At 75.5% G+C, this 17,126-nt stretch carries 14 protein-coding genes; 2 read left to right on the top strand and 12 right to left on the bottom strand.

The window, feature by feature from the left end; translation table 11 throughout:
• Positions 1-19 precede the first annotated feature (19 nt).
• From ACFV9J_RS31935 to ACFV9J_RS31900, 8 genes are all read right to left on the bottom strand, one after another.
• Positions 20-373, bottom strand: a complete 354-nt coding sequence (locus ACFV9J_RS31935) for a barstar family protein (protein WP_385359995.1) — start codon at positions 371-373, stop codon at positions 20-22.
• A 39-nt stretch (positions 374-412) separates the two neighbouring features.
• Complete coding sequence (locus ACFV9J_RS31930; protein ID WP_385359993.1) at positions 413-1,456, bottom strand: sugar-binding transcriptional regulator; 1,044 nt, start codon at positions 1,454-1,456, stop codon at positions 413-415.
• A gap of 77 nt (positions 1,457-1,533) precedes the next feature.
• Positions 1,534-2,220, bottom strand: a complete 687-nt coding sequence (gene rpe, locus ACFV9J_RS31925; RefSeq protein ID WP_385359991.1) for a ribulose-phosphate 3-epimerase — start codon at positions 2,218-2,220, stop codon at positions 1,534-1,536.
• A gap of 157 nt (positions 2,221-2,377) precedes the next feature.
• Complete coding sequence (locus tag ACFV9J_RS31920; RefSeq protein ID WP_385359989.1) at positions 2,378-3,583, bottom strand: ABC transporter substrate-binding protein; 1,206 nt, start codon at positions 3,581-3,583, stop codon at positions 2,378-2,380.
• Positions 3,580-4,518 carry a hypothetical protein gene (locus ACFV9J_RS31915; RefSeq protein ID WP_385359987.1) on the bottom strand — a complete coding sequence of 313 codons (939 nt, stop codon included), beginning with the start codon at positions 4,516-4,518 and terminating at the stop codon, positions 3,580-3,582. The genes ACFV9J_RS31920 and ACFV9J_RS31915 overlap by 4 nt, the downstream gene beginning before the upstream one ends.
• Positions 4,515-5,984: a VWA domain-containing protein gene (locus tag ACFV9J_RS31910; RefSeq protein WP_385359985.1), complete on the bottom strand. Its 1,470-nt coding sequence runs from the start codon at positions 5,982-5,984 to the stop codon at positions 4,515-4,517. Before ACFV9J_RS31910 ends, ACFV9J_RS31915 begins: the two co-directional genes overlap by 4 nt.
• A 66-nt stretch (positions 5,985-6,050) precedes the next feature.
• Positions 6,051-8,417: a tetratricopeptide repeat protein gene (locus tag ACFV9J_RS31905; RefSeq protein WP_385359983.1), complete on the bottom strand. Its 2,367-nt coding sequence runs from the start codon at positions 8,415-8,417 to the stop codon at positions 6,051-6,053.
• Complete coding sequence (locus tag ACFV9J_RS31900; RefSeq protein WP_385359981.1) at positions 8,414-10,858, bottom strand: trypsin-like serine peptidase; 2,445 nt, start codon at positions 10,856-10,858, stop codon at positions 8,414-8,416. The genes ACFV9J_RS31905 and ACFV9J_RS31900 overlap by 4 nt, the downstream gene beginning before the upstream one ends.
• A 75-nt stretch (positions 10,859-10,933) precedes the next feature.
• On the opposite strand from ACFV9J_RS31900, the gene ACFV9J_RS31895 reads away from it, so the two are divergent.
• Positions 10,934-11,230: a trypco2 family protein gene (locus tag ACFV9J_RS31895; protein WP_016325785.1), complete on the top strand. Its 297-nt coding sequence runs from the start codon at positions 10,934-10,936 to the stop codon at positions 11,228-11,230.
• Positions 11,231-11,252: 22 nt separating this feature from the next.
• Here the strand turns inward: ACFV9J_RS31895 and ACFV9J_RS31890 are convergent, their stop codons facing one another.
• Together ACFV9J_RS31890 and fmt are read right to left on the bottom strand one after the other, a co-directional pair.
• Complete coding sequence (locus ACFV9J_RS31890) at positions 11,253-12,680, bottom strand: RsmB/NOP family class I SAM-dependent RNA methyltransferase (protein ID WP_385359979.1); 1,428 nt, start codon at positions 12,678-12,680, stop codon at positions 11,253-11,255.
• Positions 12,681-12,768: 88 nt separating this feature from the next.
• Positions 12,769-13,701: a methionyl-tRNA formyltransferase gene (gene fmt / locus ACFV9J_RS31885; RefSeq protein ID WP_385359977.1), complete on the bottom strand. Its 933-nt coding sequence runs from the start codon at positions 13,699-13,701 to the stop codon at positions 12,769-12,771.
• A 309-nt stretch (positions 13,702-14,010) separates the two neighbouring features.
• Here fmt and ACFV9J_RS31880 point away from each other — a divergent pair, with 309 nt between their 5' ends.
• Positions 14,011-14,562 carry a hypothetical protein gene (locus tag ACFV9J_RS31880; protein ID WP_385359974.1) on the top strand — a complete coding sequence of 184 codons (552 nt, stop codon included), beginning with the start codon at positions 14,011-14,013 and terminating at the stop codon, positions 14,560-14,562.
• A gap of 161 nt (positions 14,563-14,723) precedes the next feature.
• Here ACFV9J_RS31880 and ACFV9J_RS31875 read toward each other — a convergent pair whose 3' ends face one another.
• Both ACFV9J_RS31875 and ACFV9J_RS31870 read right to left on the bottom strand, forming a co-directional pair.
• On the bottom strand, positions 14,724-16,874 hold the full coding sequence (locus ACFV9J_RS31875) for a primosomal protein N' (RefSeq protein WP_385359972.1): 2,151 nt from the start codon (positions 16,872-16,874) through the stop codon (positions 14,724-14,726).
• Between the two features lie 124 nt (positions 16,875-16,998).
• Positions 16,999-17,126, bottom strand: a 128-nt coding sequence (locus ACFV9J_RS31870; RefSeq protein WP_385360143.1) for a methionine adenosyltransferase domain-containing protein, incomplete at its 5' end; no start/stop codon positions are given.

Below are 17,126 nucleotides of genomic sequence, written 5' to 3'. Positions count from 1 at the left end.
CCGATAGTCCCCCGGCAGATCATCCAGCCTGGTCAGCGGCCTCCCTGGAGGATCCTCCAGGGCCGAGGGTGACGAACAGCCCCGGGCCGCGGTCGGTGGCCTCGGCGAAGACCTCCTCGGCGACGGCCCACTCGTCCGGCCGCGCCTCGGCGTACGCCCGCCAGCCCTCGACGGAGAGGACCAGACCCCGATCGGCGGCGTCCTCGGGCCACACGGAGGGGTCGGCGAGGGAGTCGGCGAGCGCGTCCCAGTTCCGGCCGAACCAGTCGGGCAGCGCCAGGTCACGGACGCAGCGGTCCATCAGGCCCGCCTTGTCCGTGACCCCGCCGAGGTCCAGCGTGAGAACGAGCCGTCCCGCGGAGTCCTCGGTCATGTCGCGCCCTTCTTCCCGTGCTCCCCTGCCGATTCGCCGTCAGATCCCGTCGGGGTCGGTCCGGTTGAGCGTCGACTTCGGCGCCGAGCCCGCCGTCATCAGGTAGTCCGCGGCCGACGTGTCCGTGACCAGGCTGGTGACGAGACCGGAGCGCAGCACCGCGTCGATGGCCGCCGCCTTGCGCTGCCCGCCCGCGATCGCCACGACCTCGGGGATACGCCGGAGCTGGTCGGCCTTGACGGTGATGCACCGCTCCCCCAGGTCCCGTCCGACCCGGCGCCCTTCGGAGTCGAAGAGGTGCGCGGACATCTCGGCGGCGACCCCGAGCGAGGCGTAGTGCGCGCGCTCCTCGTCGCTGAGCATGTCGTGCACCGTCGAGATGCCGGGCTCCCACGAGCCGATGGAGACGCAGGCGACCGTGACCTTGTCGAAGTACTCGAAGGCCCGGGCGATCCCGGTCTGGTGCCGCAGCGCCTGCGCGGTGGCCGCGTCCGGCAGCAGCATCGGCGCGTAGATGGGGTGGGCGTCGCCGCCCGACACCTGGGCGGCGCGGCGCACGGCCTCGACCGAGCCGCGCTCGGCGGTCCCGGCGTCGTACACGCCCGTCAGCTGCACCACGGTGCACGGCGGCAGCCGGTCGAGCGCCGCTGCCATGTGGATGGTGGACCGGCCCCAGGCCAGGCCCAGCACGTCGCCCTCGTTGACCAGCTCGCCGAGCAGGTCTGCGGCCACCTCCCCCAGGTTCTCCGGGTCGGGTGTCTCCTCGGCGTCGGCCGGGGACTCCACCACGACGGCGTGCCGCAGCCCGTAACGGGCCCGCAGGGCGTCCGAGCGCTCGGCGTCCAGCTCGGCCGGCACCCGGATCTCGATGCGTACAAGGTCCCGCTCGAGGGCGGTCTCGAGAACCCGGGCCACCTTGAAGCGGCTGACGCCGAACTCCTCCGCGATCTGGATCTTGGACTTGCCCTCGAGGTAGAAGCGGCGGGCCATGGCCGCCGCCTGGACCAGCTCAGCGGGTCCCATCCGCATGGCTGAACGGCCCGCCGACATACCCGACACGGCGATCTCCTCACTGCTGTTCACACTCTGGATACGCCGTTCATCCTTGCAGATTCGGCGCACTTGATCAGCCCTGGTGGGAGCCGTTCACTTTCTGTTCCTCAGTGGTCGCAGGACCAGGATGCCCCGGCGGTCGCCGCGTCGGCCTGCGTGCGCAGTGCACGTACCGCCTCGGCCGGGTCGGACGCCCCGTACACCGCGGACCCCGCGACGAAGACGTCGGCGCCGGCGTCGGCGCACCGCTCGATCGTGGCCGCCGAGACACCGCCGTCGACCTGGAGCCACAGCTCCAGACCGTGCTTCTTGATCAGCTCACGGGTGCGACGGATCTTGGGAAGCATGATGTCGAGGAACGCCTGCCCACCGAAGCCGGGTTCAACCGTCATGATCAGCAGCATGTCGAGTTCGGGCAGCAGGTCCTCGTACGGCTCGATCGGCGTCGCGGGCTTGAGCGCCATGGACGCGCGGGCGCCCTTGGCCCGGATCTCCCGGGCCAGCCGCACCGGCGCGGCGGCCGCCTCGGCGTGGAAGGTGACGGAACCGGCGCCCGCCTCCACGTACTGCGGCGCCCAGCGGTCGGGGGCCTCGATCATCAGGTGGCAGTCGAGCGGGGTGTCGGTCGCGCGGGCCAGGGACTCGACCACCGGCACGCCGAGCGTGAGGTTCGGGACGAAGTGGTTGTCCATGACGTCGACGTGGAGCCAGTCGGCTCCCTCGACCGCCTTGGCCTCGTCCGCGAGGCGGGCGAAGTCGGCGGACAGGATGCTGGGGTTGATCTGCGCGGCCATGGGGCCAAGCCTGCCATGCCCTCCGGGGGTGGGCGGGGATGGGTCCTCGGGTTGTGGGGGTTGTTCTTCGGGTGCGGGTTGTCCGTGGTTGCTCGCGCAGTTCCCCGCGCCCCTTTGGGGCGCGTCCCCTGAACGTGGGTCGCCAGAACCCCCTGGTTCAGGCAGCGCCGCAGACCGGGAGGTTCTGGGGTTTGCGGAGGCGGTCCAGTTCTTTGAGGCGGGTGTCCAGGGCCGTCGGGTCGGCGAAGGTGCGCAGGACCGCCTGGTGGAAGGCGTCGCGGGTGGTGCGGGGCATCGCGTCGGAGGCGTCCCAGCAGCGGGTTCGGCCGGGTTCGCGCAGGATGGCCCCGATCTCCCGCTCGGTGGCGTCCTGGTCCCCGCGGGCCGCGGCCGACCTGTTCGCCGTGTACTCCGGCAGCGCGGTGTCCGGGTCGGCGAGGTAGCGGATCAGCCGCTCGGCCTCCGGGGTCGGGTCCAGTACGGCCGCGAGGTCGCCGGAGACCTCCCAGGCGCCGGCGTCCGCTCCGGCGCCGGGCACGACCTCGGAGAAGTGGACGTGGTCGCCGCCCTCCTGCCGCCAGTGCCCGGCGCGGAACGAACCCTGGTGTTCCAGGCGGCCCGGCGCGCAGTCGGCGTCGAAGGCGGTGGTCAGCACCTGCTCGACGCGGGCACGGTCGCCCGCGCCCACGAGGTCGGCCCAGGTCGTCCAGGCCCTGCGTACGGCGTCGTCGGTCCACGGCAGCCTGCCGTTGGCCCACTCCTCGTACACCCGCGGGCCGGCCTGCTGGAGCAGGATGTCCTCCACCCAGTCCGTGCCCGGCCAGCCGGAGGTCGCGCCGGACTCCAGGCCGGCGCACCACCGTGCGGGAGGGCCGGCCGTCCCGGCCGTCGGTGCCGGTCCGGCGTACCACACCATGCTCTTGAGGCCGGTCTTCACGGGCAGCCAGTACGTGTGCGGGCCCTGCCCCGGCACGGTGACCTCGGGAGCCCAGAACCGGTCGTAGTCCCCGGCGTCGAAGAGGCCGTCCAGCGGGTGGAGCCGGCCGTCGACGGCGTAGGCGAGCAGTTCGCCGGGGCCGGGCAGCACCGCCACGTCGGGCGGGTCGCCGGCCGCCATGTCGGCGGCCAGCACCTGGCTGAGCGCGGAGCTGCCCTGGTAGACAACGTCGATCCGGTACTTCTCCTCGAACGGCTCGATGACCTGCTCCTCGAACTGCTCGCGCTCCGTGCCGCTCCAGTTGGCGAGCAGGGTGACCGAGCCCTGCCAGCCGCGCGCCCAGCGCACCCCGGCGTACACCCCGGCGCCGAGCAGGACCAGACAGACGCAGAGGACGCCGAGGGTGCGGGCGCCCGGGCGGCTCATCGCCGCCCCCGGAACCGGTACTCGGCGATCCGCGGCCACAGCCCCCACAGCGTCAGCGCCACCACCACGGCCCCTCCCAAGAGTATCCAGTCGGACAGCGAGGCCCAGAACCCGGCGTCCGCGAGCGCGCCCTGCACCTCGTCGGCCACCTCGGGGATGGCCTCCGGGGCGGCCGGCGGCACTCGTACCCCGGCGACGGAGTCGGTCATCGCGCGGTGTGCCGAGACGGTCTGCCAGGCCAGTACGGGCACGCCCACGGCGCACACCGCGGTGGCGGCCAGCAACCGCAGTTGCACGGGCCGCCGGAAGCGGCGCCGCAGGAACCGCTGGCTCTCCAGCAGCGCCCCGCACAGGGCCGCGTACAGCACCGCGACGGTGCACCAGCCGAGCCACAGCTGCCAGGGGAAGGCGGCCTGCCGCCGGGCCTCGGCCAGCTGCTCGCCGCGCAGGGCGTCCAGGCGGCTCATGATGTCGCCCTCGGTTCCGGCCTCGGCCTCGACGCCGAGGACCTTCTCGGCGTAATGGAGGAAGGCCGCGCGCAGCGGTGAGCCGTCCGGTTCGCGGCCCCGGCGCTCCACCCAGCCCGAGTAGACGGCGATCAGCCCGGTGACGGTCTGGACGTCGTGCCGGCCCGCCAGGCCGGTGACGTTCTCCGAGGCGGCCAGGGCGAGGCTCTGCTGGGCGACCGAGACCTGGGTGAGGAACTCGCCGCTGGTGTCGCCCTCGGCGCCGGTCTCGCGGACCACGGCGTTCGCCTGGCGCAGCGCGCTCTGCGCGGTGTCGACGGCGCGGATGCCGGGCGTGCTCGCGGTGGACAGCGGCACGGTGTCGTCGTGCACGCCGCGGTAGGCGAAGAACAGCGCGAGAGTGGTCGCGGTCGCCAGCACGAGCAGCAGCCTGAGTCTGCGGACGAGGTCCCGGCCGGTGGTGCTCACGGCCGCGCCTCGAAGCGGTGGCCGCAGGCCGGGCAGAACCTGGCGGCCGCCGGGGCCTTCCGCGAGCAGGCCGGGCAGGGCACGGTGGCCCCGCCGCCCGGCGCGCCGCCTGCCGCACCGGGGCCGGTCCCGGTACCGGTGCCGGATGCGGGGCCGTAGGTGCTGTGGCTGCTCGCGGTGATCAGGTGCTGGAAGTCGACGGCCGTGACCTCGGGGCGCAGGGCGACCCGGCCGGACGGCGCGTCCTCGATCCGCACCAGCCGGGCCAGCCGGGTCAGCTGCTCGTCGGCGCCCATGGCGTGGGCGAGCCGCACGGCCCGGCCGAGCTGCTGTTCGGCCAGGTCGCGCTGTCCCCGGCGGTGGGCGTCGGTGGCGGCGGCGACGGCCTCGCCGAGCCGCTGGTGCTGCTCGAAGTGCTCGACCTGGGCGTCGGTGTGCCGGGACAGGGCCGGATCGTCGGTCCAGTGCACCAGGCAGGGCCGCGGCGGCGGCAGCCGGACCTCGCGGCCGCCGGGTACGTCGACGGCGACCACGGCGAGCTGGAGGTCCTCCCCCCGTGGGCGGCCGGTCGGGTCGGCGGCGAGGCACAGCTGGTAGCGGCGCGTCTCGTCGCCCCAGGCCCGGGTGACGAACCGGCCGGTGCCGTCCTCGGCGGTCAGCTCCGCCTCGGTGGGGAAGACCTGTTTGAGGTAGCGCACGGTGCATCCGGGCATGGCGGTCACGGAGACGACCAGTTCGGGGACGGTCTTGGTGAGCAGGCGGTTCATCAGCTGCTCGTACTCCCCGGGCAGGGCCTCCTCCTCGCGCACGGAGGAGGCGCTGCCGTGCAGCCGGCCGGTGATCCGCAGCAGTTCCCGGCCGTCCCAGCCGTCACCGATGCCCCAGGCGTCGCAGACGAACCGGCCCGCGCACTCCTCCAGCACCCGGGCGAGCGGCATCTGCTCGTCGTGCTGGTTCCTGCCGTCGGTGAGCAGCAGGACGTGCCCGATGGGAGCGTCCTGCTCCGTCAGCAGCCGGCGGCTCAGGTCCAGCCAGGCGCCGATGCAGGTGCCGCCGCCCGCGACCGTCTCGCGCACGGCGCGTTCCGCCCGCGACCGGGTGCGGGCGGAGGCGCGGGCCATGCGCGGGGTGTCCGGGTACACCACGGCCGCCTGCTCGTTGCCCCGGACCACCGCGAACGGGGTGCCGTCGGGCAGCTTGCGGATCGCCGCGACGGCCGCCTGCTGTGCCGCGTGCAGCTTCTCCACCGGCCAGGTCATCGAGCTGGAGCAGTCCATGACCAGCACCTGCGCGAGCACCGGGCCGCCCGGGTGGCCGTCGCCCCCGGTGCCGTCCACGCGCACGCTGAGGATGGCGTGCATCTGCGGGTCGCCCGCCTCGCCGGGCAGGTACTTCCACTGGCTGATCTCCAGTCCGGCGGCCACCTGTCCGGCCGCCTCGCCCGTCCGGGGCGTTCCTGTCTCCACGTCTCCGTGCCCCCTCGACCACGTCGTCGCTGCCTCGCACCGTCACGTGCTCACGTGCTCACGCGCTCACGCCGTACGCCGCCACCCCCGCACCAGCTCGCGCAGCCCGGCCGGTGCCGGGAGCACCGCGTACGCCCTGTCCAGCAGGTCGCCGCGCTCGCCGACGCCGCCCGCCTGGTCGGCGAGGCGCCTGAGCGACGCGGACAGCAGCCCGCGCAGCGCCTCCTCGGTGTCCTGTGGGCCGCACAGCTCGCCGGCGGGGAAGCCGCTCCCCCAGCCGCCGGGCGGGCGGCAGGCGAGCGCGTGCTCGCGCAGTTCGGTCACCAGCCGGTCCCAGGACCCGCTGCCGTCCAGGTGCAGCCCCGCCAGCCGTTCGGCGGCCTCGCGCAGTTCGTCGGCGAGCGGGGCGGGCCGGTCCGGCACCTTGCCGGTCAGGATCCGCACCGCCGCGACGCGGGCGGCGTCGTAGTGCCGGGAGGTGGTCGGCACGCCGTCCAGGACGTCGACGGCCGGGCGGCGTCCGGCGCGGCGCAGCCGGATACGGGCCAGTCCGAAGGCGGCACTGCCCTGGGTGGGGTCGCGGCGCAGGACGGCCTCGTAGAACTCCTCGGCCTGCGCCTGACGGGCCCGCATCCGTGCGGCCGCCGGTGCGCCGGCCGGTCCGCCCCTTCCCTCGGCGGACTCGCGGGGCCGCTCCGCGAGGTACTCGGCGCAGAATCCGAGCGCCAGCTTGGGCGCCGCCTCGCCGGGCAGGGCCGCGTAGGTGGCGGCGAACTCGTCCTCCGCCTTGTCCACCGCGCCACGCGTGAGGTGGATCAGTCCCCGGTGCCAGAAGATCCGCCAGTCGTAGTCGCCGCTCCACCCCTTGGCGCGGGCCACCCACTCCTCGGCCCGCGCGGCGTCCCCGGCCTCCAGATAGGCGCGGCACAGCCACAGCGCCGTCTCCACGGTCCGCAGCGCCGGGTCGCCCTCCGAGCGTTCGGCGATGCGGTCGGGGGTGTCCGCGGCGAGCCCGCCGAGCAGTACGGCCGCCGGGTCCGAGGCGTCGGGGAGCGGGACCGGCAGGGCCCGGGCCGCCGCCCGGGGTTCGGGGGCGCCGGCCGGCAGCTCGGGTGTCCCGGTTCCGGGGCGTCGCGTCCACCACTGGAGCGCCGGGACGGTGCCGAGGGCGGCGCCGAAGACCGCCGCGGTCGGCTCGAAGCGGGTGGAGCGCTCGGGATACGGGTCGTGCCCGCCGAGGGCCTGGTCCTCGCGCAGCACCTCCCACAGCTGGCGGGACATCTCGGCCGCGGAACGGAACCGGGCGGCGGGCTCGGGATGGGTGGCGCGGCGGATCAGCGCCTCGAAGGAGCGGGCGGCCAGTCCGGCGGGCCGGGCGGCGCGTTCGGCGAGCACCTTGAGGGTCCGGCCGACGGTGTACAGGTCGCTGTCGACGTCGAGTCCGCGCCGGTCGCGTTCGCGCTTCGGCGGGGCGTATCCGTGGGTGTGGACGAGCCCAGAGGAGCGGTCGTCGATCCGGCGGATGGCGCCCAGGTCGATGACCTTGATCTCCCGGCCGTAGTGGATGACGTTCTCGGGCTTCATGTCGCAGTAGAGCAGGCCCCGGTCGTGCAGGTACTCCAGGGCTCCGAGGATCTTGCAGCCGTAGGTGATGACGTGCCCGAACTCGAAGCCGCCGGTGCCGAACAGCCGCGCCAGCTCCTCCTCGGGGGCGAAGCGGATCCAGGACAGGGACCGGCCGCCGACGTACTCCATCACGATGTAGCCGGTCGGTTCGGCGTCGCCGGGTGCCTGATGCTGGACGTGGGTGACGATGCGGACGATGTCCCGGTGGTGCAGCGTGGTGAGCGAGCGGCGCTCCTCGACGGCCGCCCGGCGGGCCACGGCGTCGCCGGTGTTGATCAGGCCCTTGAGGACGACGTGCAGGCCGGGCACCCGGGTGTCCTCGGCGAGGTAGACCCAGCCGTGGCCGCCGACGGCGAGGTAGCCGAGCACCGCGTAGTGCCCGGCGACCCGGTCTCCGGGGCGCAGCTTCGGCCGGAACGAGTACTCGGTCCCGCACTCGGGGCAGAACCCGTGGTCGGGCGCGGGGCCGCCGTCGTAGGAGACACCGATGATGCCGGCGCAGTTGTCGACGCCGCAGCGCCGGCCGCCGGTGGGAGGCCGGGCGACGGGGTCGGCGGCCTCGGAGGGTTCCGGGGAGGGGAGGTGCGGCAGGACCAGCAGCCCGTCGCGGTCCAGCTCTCCGGTGGTGGGGGCCCCTGGGCCCTGCGCGGGCCGGGCCGGTGCGTCGGGCCCGGCCGGGTCGGTGTCGGGCGGCGTGGCGGCGGGCTCGGGTGCGAGGGGCCGGCGGAAGCAGGTGTCGCAGAACCCGGTGACCATGATGTGGCCGCCGCCCCGGCAGTCGGCTCTGGCGCAGGCTCGCCCGCTCATGCCGGGGGCTCCCCGGGCGGCGGGTCGTGCCGTGGCGTTCTCGGTGTCATGACGCATCCCCTCCGCGGTAACCGTCCCGGGCGCCGTAGCCGTCCCGGGCTCCGCGACCGCCCCCTCCGGCGTACCCGTCCCGGGCTTCGTGGCCGTCCCCTCCCGCATGCCCGTCCCCGGCTCCCCCGCCGTCCCCTCCGACGCGCCCATCCCGGGGGCCGTGTCCGTCCCCTCCCGCATGCCCATCCCGGGCGCCGTAGCCGTCCCCGGACCCGTACCCGTCCCGGGCACCGTGGCCTTCCCAGGCTCCGCGACCGCCCCCTCCCGCATACCCGTCCCCGGCTCCCCGGCCGTCCCCTCCGGCGCGCCCATCCCGGGGGCCGTGTCCGTCCCCTCCCGCATGCCCATCCCGGGCGCCGTAGCCGTCTCCGGACCCGTACCCGTCCCGGGCACCGTGCCCGTCCCCTCCGGCATACCCATCCTGGGGGCCGTGGCCGTCTCCGGACCCGTGCCCGTCCCCTCCGCCGTGCCCGTACCCGCGGCCCTCCCTGGTCCCGTGACCATCCGGGACTCCGCGGCCGTCTCCTCGGCCGTTCCCGTCCCGGGCGCCGTAGGCGTCCCGTGCGCCGTACCCGTCCCGGGGGCCGCGGCCCGTCCCCTCCGGCGTGCCCGTCCCTGGCGCCGTAGCCGTCCCCGGCCCCGAACGCGTCCCCGGCGCCGTACCCGTCCCGGGCGTCCGGTCCGGGGCCTCCGGCGTGGGCGTCGACGCGCCGGGTGTAGGCGTCCACCGCCGCTTCCGCCGCGCGCACGTCGCAGGGCCTTGCCCGGAGCAGGGTGTGGGCCCGGAGGTAGAGGCCGTCCACCGCCGGGTCCTCCTCGCCCCGCAGGGAGTGCTGGTGCATGACCTGGTAGCTCCGCAGGCGCCCGGCGAGTTCGTCGCGCCGGTCGCGGAGCCGGTCGAGTGCCGCGACACCCGCCGTCAGGCGGCCCCCGACCCGGTCGGCCAGCCGCTCGTAGCGCGGGAGGTCCGGGCCGGGTCCAGGGACCGCTTCCCCATGACCTTCCCCGTCGTGGTCCGCCGCGCCCGCCGCGCGGAGCAGGTCGGCGAGGGCGGCGTGTGCGGCCACCAGGTCGGAGTCGAGGGGGCGCATGCCCTGGGGCACCACGGCGGCGAGGCGTTCGCGCAGGTCCGCGGCGAGCGGACCGGTGATCTCCTTCAGCCGCTCGACGAGCCGGGCACGCCGCCCCCGCTCGGGCCCGGTGAGCAGTTGCTCGCGGGCACGGCGGTGGCAGTCCCCGGCCGTGCGCAGGACGAGCAGCAGACGGCTGCCGTCGGCACGCAGCACGTCCAGCAGGTCCAGCACGCCGAGCGGATCGACCGCCTCGTCGACTCCGACGACGACCAGGTTGAGGACGGCCCTCGCGGCGCGGATGCGATCCAGCGGGGCTTCCTTTGGATGCGGCAGCCCCAGGCGTTCGGCGATCCGCTCGGCGATACCGGCCGAGGTCCGCCCCTGCGCGTGGACGGCGAGGTCGTGACCGCCGGCCTGCGGGACGGTGCCCGGCGGGTCGAGGGAGGCCCGGTCGACGGAGACCGGTGTGCGCAACTCGCGGTCGGCGAGGGTGATGGCGCGGCGCAGAGTGGCCTCGCGCGCCGCGTCGCCGTGCCGGACGACACTGATCTTCACCTGGCTGCCGTCGTCGCGCAGCCAGGCGGCGAGGCGCTGGGCGAACGGCCGGTCGAGCAGCTCCGGCAGTATGTCGTCGGCGGTGGACCGCAGTTGGGGGTCGACGGCGCTGGGGCCCGTGGTGACGGGGTCGAGCCGGGGCAGGTGGCGCACGATGGTCTCGACGGGACTCATGAAGGAGAACCGGTTGCCGTGCCGGTCCTCCTGACCGCTGAGCACCATGCCGATGACCTCGCCGGTGTCGCTGTCGGCGACGCCCGCACCGCTGCACCCCGGGCTGGCCAGCTCACCGGGGCTGGCCGGGATCAGCTGCACCTGTCCGTCGCGGCCGCAGACCCCGACGGCGGTGGCGCGGAACCAGATGCCGCCGTTGTGCTCGTACGGGAAGCCGTACATCCGCACCTCACGGTTGGGTGCGGACAGCCGGTGCAGCCGAACCGTTTCCTCGACCGGGCGGGGCCGCTCCAGCCGCAGCAGCGCCACGTCGCCGCTGGGGTCGCCGTCGGCGTCCAGCGTCTCCGGCACGTAGGCGTCGCGCTCCAGCCTGGCGGGGACCGCGGGCACGCCGTGGCCGGCCGCGCCGACGAACTCCGCGGTCATCGGGTCCGCCGTCCGGTCCACCACGTGGGCGCAGGTGAGCACCCAGTGCGGAGTCAGCAGAATGCCGGCTCCCGCGATCTCCCCGTCCGCTCCCCGGATCCGCACCGCCCAGCTCGGCGTCGTCATCGGCGAGACGGCCGGGCCTCCCCCGCCAGCAGCCATATGCGAACTATACGGGCGTCTGCTCCTGTCGCATACTGCTGCGACAAGAGTGAACGGGCTTTGTACGGAGGCGAATTGACGAACGAACCGGGTTTCGTGGGACTGGCCGAGGTGATCGGCCGGATCCGGGGCGAACTGGAGGAGGCCCGCGCCGACGCGGAGGGCCGGGACCTCGGTTTCGCCGTGGAGAACGTGAGCCTGACCTTCACCGTGCAGGTCCACCGCGCGGGCAGCGGCCGGGGCGGCGTCCGGATCGGCGTGGTGACCGCCGAACTGGGCGGCTCCGTCGACCATCAGACCACCCATCAGGTCCAGGTGGACCTGAAACCGGAGCTGGCGGGCGGGGAGCGGGTGAAGGTGAGCAGACGCTAGGTGTATCGACTCGCAGCGTCGTTCACGAGGTCCGGCGCAGGAGCGCCAGGTACATGGCGTCCGTGCCGTGCACATGCGGCCACAGCTGGACGTCGGGTCCCTCGCCGAGGCCGGGGACGCCGGGCAGCAGCGGCCGGGCGTCGAGCAGCTCGGTGCCGGGGTGCTGCTTCAGGACGTCCGTGACGACGGCGCGGGTCTCGGCGAGGTGCGGCGAGCAGGTCGCGTAGGCGACGACGCCCCCGGCCCGTACGGCTTCCAGGGCGCCGCGCAGCAGCCCGCGCTGGAGCGGGGCGAAGCCGTCCAGGTCCTCGGGGCGACGCCGCCAGCGCGCCTCGGGCCGGCGGCGCAGGGCGCCCAGGCCCGTGCACGGCACGTCGACCAGGACGCGGTCGAAGCTCCCGGGCCGCCACGCCGGGCGGGTCCCGTCGGCGGCGATCACCTGGTAGGGGCCGGGATTTCCGTCCAGGGCCCTGGCCACGAGCCCGGCGCGGTGCGGCTGCTTCTCGGAGGCCAGCAGGAAGGCACCCCGCTCGGCGGCCAGGGCTCCGAGCAGCGCGGCCTTGCCGCCCGGGCCCGCGCACCCGTCCAGCCAGCGCCGGTCCGGTCCGTCCAGGGGCGCGTTGGCGAGGGCCAGGGCGACCAGCTGGCTGCCCTCGTCCTGCACCCCGGCGCGGCCCTCCCGCACGGCCTCGACGGCCCCGGGTTCGCCGCCCTCGCTCAGCCGCACCGCGTACGGCGACCAGCGCCCCGGTACGGCGGCCTCCTCGCCGAGGAGCTCCTCGCGGGTGGCCCGGCCCGGCCGCGCGACGAGGGTGACCTCGGGGCGTTCGTTGTCGGCGGCCAGCAGTTCCTCGATGCCCGCCCGGCCGCCGCCCAGCGAGTCCCACAGCGCCGAGACGACCCAGCGCGGGTGCGAGTGCACGACGGCCAGGTGGTCCTCGGGGTCCTCGTCGTAGGGCGGGGCGACCCGCTCCAGCCAGCCGTCCAGGTCGTCCCGCGCGACCTTGCGCAGCACGGCGTTGACGAACTTGGCCCGTCCGTCCCCGAGCACGACCCGCGCCAGCTCCACGGAGGCGGAGACGGCGGCGTGGCTCGGGATGCGCGTCCCGAGCAGCTGGTGCACGCCCAGGCTGAGGACGTCGAGCACCGGCGGGTCGACCTCGCGCAGCGGCCGGTCCACGCAGTCCGCGATGATCGCGTCGTACGTCCCCTGCCGCCGCAGCGTCCCGTACACCAGCTCGGTCGCGAGGGCCGCGTCCCGGGCGTCGAACTTCTCGGGGCCCTCCTTCTCCCGTGCCTTGCGCAGCAGGGGCGGCAGGACGAGGTTGGCGTACGCGTCCCGCTCGTCCACGGCCCTGATCGCCTCGAAGGCGAGCATGCGGACGGGGTCCTTCTGGGGCCTGCGGTAGGGCTTGCCGGGTTTGCGGGGACGACGAGGCTGCTCGCTCACGAAAAAGGTGCTCCGGGTGTGGGGTGAAGTGCGCTCCCCAGCGTACGCCGGGCAGGTGAACGGTGATGCGGAGACGCTGCGGCGCGGGTCAGTCGCCGACCCGCTCGCCCTCGGTGATCCGCGCCCCGCGCGCCCAGTCCGCGGCCCGCATCGGCTTCTTGCCCTGCGCCTGCACCCACAGCAGCTCGACGGCGTGCGAGCCGGTGCCGACGTACACGGTGTTCTTCCCGGCGGCGAGCTGCCCCGGGGCCAGGTCGCTCCGGTCGGGCAGGACAACGGCCTGCACGAGCTTGAGCCGCTCGCCCCGGAAGGTGGTCCAGGCGCCGGGGGCCGGGGTGCAGCCGCGCACCACCCGGTCCACGCGCAGCGCCGGGGCGGTCCAGTCGACCCGCGCGTCCTCGACGGTGATCTTCGGGGCCAGGGTGACGCCCTCGCCGGGCTGCGGTACGGCCTCCAGGCTGCCGTCCTCGATGCCGTCCATGGTGGCCGCGAGCAGGCCGGCACCGGCGAAGGCCAGCCGGGTCAGCAGGTCGCCGCTGGTGTCGGTGGGGCGGACGGTCTCGGTGACCGTGCCGTAGACGGGGCCGGAGTCCAGGCCCTCCTCGATCAGGAAGGTGGACGCGCCGGTGATCTCGTCGCCCGCCATCAGCGCGTGCTGCACGGGGGCGGCGCCGCGCCAGGCGGGCAGCAGCGAGAAGTGCAGGTTGACCCAGCCGCGGGCGGGCACGTCCAGGGCGACGCGGGGCAGCAGGGCGCCGTAGGCGACGACGGGGCAGCAGTCGGGCGCGATCTCGCGCAGCCGCTCCAGGAAGTCCGGGTCGCGCGGCTTCGCCGGCTTGAGCACCTCGATGCCCGCCTCCTCGGCCCGCTCGGCCACGGGAGAGGCGACCAGCCGGCGCCCCCGCCCGGCCGGAGCGTCGGGCCGCGTGACGACGGCGGCCACCTCGTGCCGCCCGGAGGCGATCAGGGCGTCCAGGGCGGGAACGGCGACCTCGGGGGTACCGGCGAAGACGAGCTTCATGGGTGGGACGGGCCTCTCGGGCGGGGGCTGTTGTTGCGGGCGACGCACCAGTCTACGAGCCCCCAAGGTCACGGAAAGCCGCCGACGGCGCGGCACCACGACGGCACACGCCCACCTCTCGACCGACGGCGAACGGGTGGTGCGCGGGTGGGAGACCCCCGAGGCCGAAGGCCGAAGGGGCGCACGACAAAACCCCCACGCCCCGCCCCGTGACCAACTCCGCACCCACACGTTGGTCAAGAAAGAGTTGACACACCGGGCCGCCCGCGCGGCCCGATTCCTTTCAACGCCGGTTCGAGAGGCTTGTTCATGGCCGACCACGCAACCCACGACGCCCAGGCTCGGGCCAGCCTGCACTTGCTGGTGCGGGACATCGAGCGGGTCCGCCGGCAGGTGGACGCACTGCGCACCCTCACCGCCCAGTTGGGCAACGTCTACCGCCCGCGCCGCTCCGGCCCCTCCACGGGCTTCGTCGTCTACGGACGTGCCCCCGCCCCGACCGTCCGCCTCGCCCAGGAGCTGCGGGACAGCGTCGAGACCCTGGTCACCGCCGCCGTCGACTTCGACCGCTCGCTCGGCTTCTCGTGGGACGCGGTGGGCTCCGCCCTCGGCGTCACCAAGCAGGCGGTGCACCGGCGCTACGGCTCCCGCCGCGCCGCCGCCCAGACGGTGGCCGCCCCCGAGGCCGACGAGCACACCCAGGAGCCGACGGGTACGCGCCCGGTCAACGTGGGCTCGGGCCTCCCCCCGGTGCCCACGGTCCCGGCGGCCCGCTCCATGCCGACCCAGCCGACGTCCGGCAGCCCGTCCCTGCGCGACGAGGTCCGTCCGACCGCCTTCCCCGGCCCGCGCAACGGCTGATCCGCACCGGCCCGCCCCACACCGGGCGACCGCCCGCGCCGGCCGCTCGTGCCGGCCGCTCAAGACGTCACACCGGCCCCGCCCGCCCGGCTCCCCGGGGACGGCGGGGCCACGGCGTGTCCGTGCCTCACCCGATTCCGCGCCTCATCCGATTCCGCGCCTCATCCGATGTCGGGCGGATCGATCCGCACCCACACCGCCGTGTCGCTCCCCCGGGCCGTCCGTGCCGCCTGAGCCGCCTTGAGCGCACCGGCCAGCGCCGCCCCGCGCCCCGGCGGGACCCGGACCAGCGCACGCTCCCAGTGCTCCCCGGGCGGGGGCGCCCCCACCCGCCGCGGCCGCCCCGCCGGCGTGACCGGCAGGGGCACCGGGCCGAGCACCTCCGCCTCCCGGGGCAGTTCCACCGCGTCGAGGAAGCCGGTCACGGCCTCCGGCGGCCCCGCCACGGCCGCCATCCGCGACACCGGCGGAAAGCCCAGCTCGGCCCGTTCCGCCAGCTCTCGCAGCGCGTGTCCGGCCGGGTCCCAGCGCACCAGCGCCTGCACCGGCCGCAGCGTCGGCTCGGCGACCGCGACGACGGTGCCCCCGGCGCTCTGCGGGCGCACCAGGGCGGCGGCTGCCAGCCAGCGCCGCAGCGCGTCCTCCCCGGCGCGCAGATCGGGGCGGCCGAGCATCGCCCAGCCGTCGAGCAGCAGCGCCGCCGCGTAGCCGCCCTCCGCGACGGGTTCGGCCCCCGGGGTGCTCACCACCAGCGCCGGGGTTTCGGACACGGTGTCCAGCACGTGCTCCCGCCCGGAGGTGCGCACGGGCACGGCGGGGAAGGCCCGCCCCAGCTCCTCCGCGGTCCGCCGGGCGCCCACGATCTGCGCCCGCAGCCGGAACGCCCCGCACTCCGGGCAGTGCCAGGCGTTCTCCTCGCGCCCGCACCAGCCGCACCGCAGTGCGGATCCGGACTCCTGCCCCTCCAGGGGGCCCGAACAGTGCCGGCACCGCGCGGGCGTCCGGCACGCCGCGCAGGCCATCCGGGGTACGTAACCCCGCCTGGGCACCTGTACGAGTACCGGTCCGTGCCGCAGCCCGTCCCGGACGGCCTGCCAGGCCAGGGTGGGCAGCCGCGCGGCGCGGGCGGCCTCGTCCCGGGCCAGGTCCTGGTCCCCCACGGTCCGCACCAGCGGCACGGCGGCCCGTACCTGCTCCCGCGCGGCGATCAGCGGCCGGGCCCAGCCGGTCTCCACGAGCTGGGCCGCCTCCACGGTGCAGCTCCAGCCGCCCAGCAGGAAGGCGCACCGGTCCTGGGCGGCGCGCAGCAGCAGCACCTCGCGCGCGTGCGGCTGCGGAGCGTGCGGCTCGCTGTGGCTGTCGTCGCCGTCGTCCCACAGGGCGACCAGACCGAGGTCCCGAACCGGCGCGAACATGGCGGCCCTGGTCCCGATCACGGCCCGTACGGCCCCCCGGCGCACCGCGAGCCACTGCGCGTACCGCTTCTCGGGACCGGCGTCGGCGGTGAGCACCGCGTGCCGCCCCTCGCCCAGGAGCGCGGTGAGCGCGGCGTCGGCGCGGGCGACCGCCCGCCCGTCCGGCAGGACCACCAGGGCGCCCCGGCCGGAGGCCAGCGTCGCCGCGACGGCCCGCGCCAGCTCGTCCGTCCACTGCGGACCGGGCAGCGCGTTCCACACCGCGCGGGGCGCGCCGCCGGACGCGAGGGCGGCCACGAACGCGGCCCCCTGCTCGTATCGCGCCCACGACCCCGGCTCGGGGACCGGCGGCGCGGGCAGTGGCTGCGGCGAGGCCCGCTTCTCGGCGCGCGCGTTGCGCGGGGGCACGGCGAGCTGGAGGACGTCGGCGACGCTGCCCGCGTACCGGTCGGCGACCGCCCGGACGACGCCGAGCAGCTCTTCGTCGAGGATCCGCTCGGGCGAGACGACCTGGGCCAGCGCGGCCAGCGGCCCCGCGTAGTCGGACTCCGCCAGCCGCTCGACCAGGTAGCCGTCGATGAGCCCGCCGCCCTCGCGCCGCCCGTCCCGCACCCGGTGCCGTCCGGCGCCGAACCGCACCCGCACCCGGACACCCGGCTGGGCGTCGGCGTCCAGCTCCTCGGGTACGGCGTAGTCGAAGTACCGGTCGAGGTGCAGCACGCCCTTGTCGACGAGGACCCTGGCGACCGGCAGCTCCTTGGCGAGCGCGGCCCCGCGCCAGGTGCGCGGCTTGGCCCTCGGGGCCGCCGTCCTGCGCACCGTCTCCCGGATGAGCGCGAGCTGCTCGGGCGGCGCGTCCTGCGCGCCGCCCTGCTCCGGTCCGTTCTCGCTGCTCACGCCTGCATTCTCGCAAAGGCCACTGACAACACCGCCGGGACCGGCACATGTGGCGAGGCCCGGCGCCCCCTCGGGGAGCGCCGGACCTCGTCACATGCCGTGGGGCGCGGTGCGCCCCGGATCCTTACAGGCCCGCGGCCTCGCGCAGCGCGTCCAGGCGGTCGGTGCGCTCCCAGGTGAAGTCGGGCAGCTCACGGCCGAAGTGACCGTACGCCGCGGTCTGGGCGTAGATCGGGCGCAGCAGGTCGAGAT

The sequence above is a fragment of the Streptomyces sp. NPDC059906 genome, assembly GCF_042730645.1.
GTDB lineage: Bacteria > Actinomycetota > Actinomycetes > Streptomycetales > Streptomycetaceae > Streptomyces > Streptomyces rubrogriseus.
The sequence above is the reverse complement of the archived record's forward strand: the minus strand, read 5'-3'. Positions and strand labels throughout refer to the sequence as shown.

What these genes read in the sequence shown, in the direction of transcription:
- fmt (WP_385359977.1), bottom strand. Translation starts at nt 13,701, where the DNA reads ATGAAGCTCGTCTTCGCCGGTACCCCCGAGGTCGCCGTTCCCGCCCTG.
- ACFV9J_RS31920 (WP_385359989.1), bottom strand. Translation starts at nt 3,583, where the DNA reads ATGAGCCGCCCGGGCGCCCGCACCCTCGGCGTCCTCTGCGTCTGTCTG.
- ACFV9J_RS31880 (WP_385359974.1), top strand. Translation starts at nt 14,011, where the DNA reads ATGGCCGACCACGCAACCCACGACGCCCAGGCTCGGGCCAGCCTGCAC.
- rpe (WP_385359991.1), bottom strand. Translation starts at nt 2,220, where the DNA reads ATGGCCGCGCAGATCAACCCCAGCATCCTGTCCGCCGACTTCGCCCGC.
- ACFV9J_RS31935 (WP_385359995.1), bottom strand. Translation starts at nt 373, where the DNA reads ATGACCGAGGACTCCGCGGGACGGCTCGTTCTCACGCTGGACCTCGGC.
- ACFV9J_RS31900 (WP_385359981.1), bottom strand. Translation starts at nt 10,858, where the DNA reads ATGGCTGCTGGCGGGGGAGGCCCGGCCGTCTCGCCGATGACGACGCCG.
- ACFV9J_RS31905 (WP_385359983.1), bottom strand. Translation starts at nt 8,417, where the DNA reads ATGAGCGGGCGAGCCTGCGCCAGAGCCGACTGCCGGGGCGGCGGCCAC.